The sequence below is a fragment of the Parafilimonas sp. genome (genome assembly GCF_051953455.1).
GTDB lineage: Bacteria > Bacteroidota > Bacteroidia > Chitinophagales > Chitinophagaceae > Parafilimonas.
The window spans coordinates 1-5,306 of record NZ_JBQCIT010000015.1; the positions used below are offsets into that span (position 1 = coordinate 1).

Here is a 5,306-nt window from a genome sequence, read left to right on the forward strand (position 1 = left end):
TTTTTGCTGTTGAAAAGAAAGTGGTTTTTCGCTTTCTTTGACATTATTCGTCAACAGTCGGAGTTTATTATCTGCAACATACCTCTCTAATTTTTGCAATGCCTGCTGCACATCACAGTTGAAATATTGTATCACAAAATCTATCACCGTTCCGCCATTGCCGGTGCCGTGGTCGTACCATACATTTTTACTTCTGTCAATTTTAAAAGACGCTGTCTTTTCATCTCTTAAGGGAGATACATACCAGTAATCATTGCCTTTTATTTTTGCCGGCGTATATCCTGATGTATATAAATAATCCACCAGGCCAACTTTGTTGGCCTCTGCACAATTCATAACTCGCAATTTTTTAAGTTGATTAAATAGTAGTGTTGCTTTCAGTTGCTTCAAGCTGCTTTTTGATCATGACTTCTATATCTGTTCTCAAGAAATAGCGCCTTGATTTGATCTTGAAGCTTTTGAGTTTGTCCTGTCTAAGCCAGTCGTACAATGTTGGTTTGGATACCTGGAATACAGCACAAACATCACTGGCTTTTAATAAGGCTTTTTCGGGAAGGTGGTCTGTTGGTGGTGATTGAAATGGCTGATTGATTTTTTCGCTAACCACTTCTTCAATCGTTGACCTGATCTGTTTCCAGAACTCCGCCGGAGCCATCGGAAACAACATGGGTGTTTCGTTCATCTTTCTACACATTTATCTTGTTCACAAATAAGAAACTTACCCGTTAAAATTAAAGAAGATAGCTGTAGATAAACTTATCCTGTTCGTATTTTGAACAGGCCAACATTCTGCTCATTAACAATCGGGATTGCCGAAGTAATCAGATCATATTAAATGAAGTAAAGTCTTGTATTGTTTTGATAAGGTTTGATATGATTTGAGTGATGGTTGTTGTGAGAATTTTTAACAAACTTAGATTTATATAAATTGTTCTTCTCTTAACCCCTTTGTATGTACAAAATATTCTTCTTTCATGTTCATCATTTATCAGTGTACACGGTACGTGAACAGATATATTTTGTGAACAGGAATAAATGTTCTTTTGAATGAAGCTAAAATTGCAAACGAATTAAGCTAAACATTAACCGCCAGGATCATTTTGACATTGAAAGATTGAATTAAACTAAAAATGAATAGCTTTGGGTAACTGCATACTAAACCTTCAAACGAACCAAAATGCTATATGATAGAACTAAACATCGTTAAAGAGCAATATGCAAGAATGACCGACCAGGAGTTGCAGTTTTTTGCCGTGAATGAGTCGGATAAATTAACCTTCGAATCTTTCCATCTTTTAAAAGCGGAATTTGAAAAACGAAATTTGGATTTAAGCGTTATAGAATCCGCAGAGATTGATAAATCTTTGGCAGACTTGGACAGGCAGACTGTTTTTGAAAAAGCGGCCACCCTTGAATTTACGAATTCGGTATGGCAGTTTGCTTTAGACCAAAAGGAAGCTGGTAAGACTAATTTTGAGATCTATCATTTGCTTTTAAACAAAGGTGTTGATCAGCAATATGCGTTCATGTTAACCCAAAGCCTTGATACGAAATCCAAAGAACTAAAGGAGAATTATACCAACGAGATGATTGCAGGGTGGATCATCCTGTGCGTAGGGCTGGTGGCGGTATATCTTGCTTTTAACGGAACGCTTTCAGGCATGTTTGGCTTGTATGGCTTTTTGATAACAGCCGGCGGCGGCTTTAAGATTTATAAAAGCGCTTCAAAAAAAGAGAAGTATCAAAAGATTACTAAAAACATAGAAACGGAAAATAACAACTATACAGAAAACTAAAACCAAGGGCCACACAACCAGGCGGGTTTAATCATTATGACAAAAACGTTCCTGTCCTGGCTTCACCAAACTGGAAAGTCATTATGTGTTTATTATGTCAACCTTAAAATAATGCAACAAAAACTGAAACTGCTGGTGAGGCCTTATCTTATCATCTGTGCGAGCTTTATTGGTATATATTCTTTCATTTATTGGGGACTGTTCACACAGCTTCACATTGATAGTATAGATGAAGACTTGGTAAAATTCTGGATACCCTATTTTCTTCCGTGGGTTCCGGTTTTAATATGGTTGAGGCCAAAAATTAAATTGCTAAAATTAAACAGGTCTGGCGCCCGTTCTCCGGATTTTTTATTTATGTTCATTGCAACTGCAGGATGTATCGCTCCAACCATAATTGCAACCAGCTATATCGAATCCGCTACAGGCAAACTCACTGAATTATCAAATATTAATGAGATTGGCAATCACGAACTCACAAAATACTATGCAATAAAAAATTACTTCCCGTACAAAGCACAGAAGAGTGTAGAATATAGTTCAGAGGTGAGTGGCAAATACAATCAGGATTTTAACCTTTATATTCATATTGTTTGCCCTGCTTATTATAAAGTCGATAATACGAGCACTAAAATAAGCGGACTCAATTCGGGGAGTGATCGCTATCATGATTCCATTGCTGCCAGTTTAAGAAAACCAATCTTAAATAAAAATGACACCGGCTATCTAATCATTGTGGACGGAAAACCCATTGCCAAAGATGAATTAAACCGCATATCTCCCGATTCAGTTACAAATATTTCAGTATTAAAGGGCGAGACGGCAGAAGCAATGTATGGAGATAATAGAGCTAAAGGAGTATTAATAGTAACCACAAAGAGAGAGGTACAACATATTAACCAGCGACGGGAAATGCCGCCGGCCTGGCTTGGCATCCGTTATTATAAAAAGATAAGCAACCGTTTAGGCGATGATTCGAAAAGGGATATTGAACATGCATTTTACAATGAATGCATGCAGAATTTTGAAGATTCTAACCTTAATTCTTTCTCCTATTTCGACCGCATCGCCAACACAAAAGATAGAAGAAGGTTTAAAGAAGCGATAGAGAAAGCTTTTCCTGACAGCGAGGCCGGTAACGTAATTATTTTTACTCCTGAAAATGGAAATTTCAAGGACCGCAATGGCAATAAACTCGCCTGGATATTTGGATCGTTTGCCATTGCATTCGCAGTTTGGCTTATCGCTATTAGTATTCCAAAAATAGATAAGAAAAAAATAAGGGCAACCCCAAAAAATATCACAACCAAAAAAATAAGAGCAGCACTTAAATACTTTATCCCTGCTGGAGATTTTTTTATAACACCAATATTGATTGATGCAAATATTATCATTTTTATGCTGCTGGTTTTTTCAGGCAATGGTTTTTTATCGTTCACCATTCCTGAACTTTTAAACTGGGGCGCCAACTATAAACCACTTACCACTAACGGCGAATGGTGGCGGCTTTTCTCCAGTATATTTTTACATGGTGGTTTTGTTCATTTGCTTTCAAACATGATAGCTTTATTATTTGCAGGATTATTGCTTGAACCTTTAACCGGGAGAAAAATATTTGCCGTTATTTATTGTATTTCAGGCTTAGCTGCAAGTGCAATAAGTTTATGGTGGAATGACACTGCAGTAAGCGTTGGCGCGTCCGGTGCAATATTTGGGTTATATGGCGTGTTGCTTGTACTGCTGCTTTCAAAAACGGTTTCACCATCACTAAGCAAATTGTTCCTTGTTAGTATAATATTCTTTATAGCGTATAACCTTAGTGTAGGATTATTAGGTCAGGGCATTGATAATGCGGCCCATATTGCCGGGCTGCTTGCAGGCATATTGCTAGGTTTCCTGGCCTTGCCATCTATTAAAAAGAGATCAGAACATGACCATTCAATTTAAATAAGATAAATAGATTTTAAAAATTTGCAAACTACTCCATCGCTTGTCACTAACGATGAGCAAAAGCTGCCACAAAGACGTGCAGGTTTACTGCTTTTGCTGCAATAGTTTTATAGCTGCCTGTAATTGCGTATCAATTCCTTTGCGAAAATCTGCTACTGTTTACAGCACTATTTTATCAGGCACAATGCCCTTACCGACAAAATCTTCACCGTTTCCCAATTGGTCTCTTTTGGTACAAATACGCGCCGTGCCACCGCCCGGCAGGTCAAGCCCTTATGTTGTGGCTGTTCTCTGCCTGCAATAAAGATTTATAGTTATGCTGCAAACCCAGATTAAAAATGTCGCAAAAGTTATTTTTTGAATTACAGGCAAATAAACAATCAACGCTTTGTTGTAATAGCACAAATTGTTAAGTCCTGCAAGCAAAATATTTAAAAGCCCAAAAGCAAAAAGCCCAAACCATTTGTTTTTGTAAAGCCCGGTAAAAGTGCCGATAGTTGCAATTGCTCCAAATGATGATGCCAGGTTTGTTATTAAATCGTGGTTGATGTTCGTAAACAGCAACAAAGCAATTGCCATAGAAAGCGTTCCTGAAATTTGTATTACAAGCTTAAGTTTATTGCTGAGGTTAATTTTATTTGGAAACAGGAACCAGAAATAGGCAAGCGTAAAACAAAGTAGTAACATAGCTGTTAAGGCAACTGGTTTTGCAGGATTTAATTGCCCGTTAATTGCGTTCTCATTTAACAGGTTGCACCAATAATTATTTGTCCAGCTAAAGCCAACAGCGTTTTTATCAGCCTGTGAACCGCCCGGGTATAAAAATGTGGCAACAACGTAAAGCACAACAAAAAGTATTGTTCCAAAAATTGGTATCAGCACCAAAATATTTTTCATTTTGTCAGCCTGTGCAAAGTTTATTTCGGATTGCTGTGTAATGATCTTGTTGCCCCGGGATAACATTTTCTGCAACGATATTTTGAATTTCTTGCCGGGTATCATCCGGTAACATTTTCAATGAAATTACTCAAATTAAACTTAACAAAATTGACCTGCAATGTAGGAGCATCTGTTCAAATTGGAGATTTGATTACACCGCGACGTAGTCATGGAAACTACGCCAAACACGGGCATTTGTTTCAATATATAAGTTGAACCATTAACAGCCTAAATCCATGAAGACCGTCATGCTCTATTTTTTGAGGATAATCTTGTCTTACGTTACAATAGAAATGAACAATTTTAAATTCAAATCGAATTCTGATTACTCTGTAACGTTGCCGTGGAGACTGCACCGAAGAGGAGATAGCGGTTATGCAATCGGTGTGTTAATATGATTGGATAAATAATTATGCACTTTTGATGGACTTATAGATAAATTACATGCCTCAGGCTCTCAGTAAATTTGACTAATTCATACTTTCATCATTAAATTGCAAATTGAGAAGGTCTTCAAATGAGGGTAACGATGGGGCAATGCTTCTGATAAATCTTTCTTGAGCCATGTAAAACTTTTTGCTTTGAATTTCTCCCATTTCTTTATAAATATTTATAATTAAT

The 5,306-nt window shown here is 37.1% G+C and carries 5 protein-coding genes; 2 read left to right on the forward strand and 3 right to left on the reverse strand.

What is annotated here, in order from left to right; all coding sequences use genetic code 11:
• Together ACTHN6_RS06875 and ACTHN6_RS06880 are read right to left on the reverse strand one after the other, a co-directional pair.
• On the reverse strand, positions 1–336 hold a 336-nt coding region (locus ACTHN6_RS06875), incomplete at its 3' end, for a CHC2 zinc finger domain-containing protein (protein ID WP_440434998.1).
• A gap of 22 nt (positions 337–358) precedes the next feature.
• Positions 359–682 (reverse strand): helix-turn-helix domain-containing protein, encoded by a 324-nt coding sequence (locus tag ACTHN6_RS06880; protein ID WP_440434999.1) that lies wholly within the window; start codon positions 680–682, stop codon positions 359–361.
• A gap of 502 nt (positions 683–1,184) precedes the next feature.
• Here ACTHN6_RS06880 and ACTHN6_RS06885 point away from each other — a divergent pair.
• Both ACTHN6_RS06885 and ACTHN6_RS06890 read left to right on the forward strand, forming a co-directional pair.
• The gene (locus ACTHN6_RS06885; protein WP_440435000.1) at positions 1,185–1,796 is read left to right on the forward strand and encodes a hypothetical protein; all 612 of its coding nucleotides are present in this window, start codon (positions 1,185–1,187) and stop codon (positions 1,794–1,796) included.
• Positions 1,797–1,907: 111 nt separating this feature from the next.
• Complete coding sequence (locus tag ACTHN6_RS06890) at positions 1,908–3,743, forward strand: rhomboid family intramembrane serine protease (RefSeq protein ID WP_440435001.1); 1,836 nt, start codon at positions 1,908–1,910, stop codon at positions 3,741–3,743.
• 276 nt (positions 3,744–4,019) lie between these two features.
• Here ACTHN6_RS06890 and ACTHN6_RS06895 read toward each other — a convergent pair whose 3' ends face one another.
• A complete protein-coding gene (locus ACTHN6_RS06895; RefSeq protein ID WP_440435002.1) occupies positions 4,020–4,748 on the reverse strand; it encodes a hypothetical protein in 729 nt (242 codons plus the stop codon).
• Between the last annotated feature and the right edge of the window lie 558 nt (positions 4,749–5,306).

Excerpts from the sequence above, each read along its gene's own strand:
- ACTHN6_RS06880 (WP_440434999.1), bottom strand. The coding sequence starts at position 682 with ATGAACGAAACACCCATGTTGTTTCCGATGGCTCCGGCGGAGTTCTGG.
- ACTHN6_RS06885 (WP_440435000.1), top strand. The coding sequence starts at position 1,185 with ATGATAGAACTAAACATCGTTAAAGAGCAATATGCAAGAATGACCGAC.
- ACTHN6_RS06890 (WP_440435001.1), top strand. The coding sequence starts at position 1,908 with ATGCAACAAAAACTGAAACTGCTGGTGAGGCCTTATCTTATCATCTGT.
- ACTHN6_RS06895 (WP_440435002.1), bottom strand. The coding sequence starts at position 4,748 with ATGATACCCGGCAAGAAATTCAAAATATCGTTGCAGAAAATGTTATCC.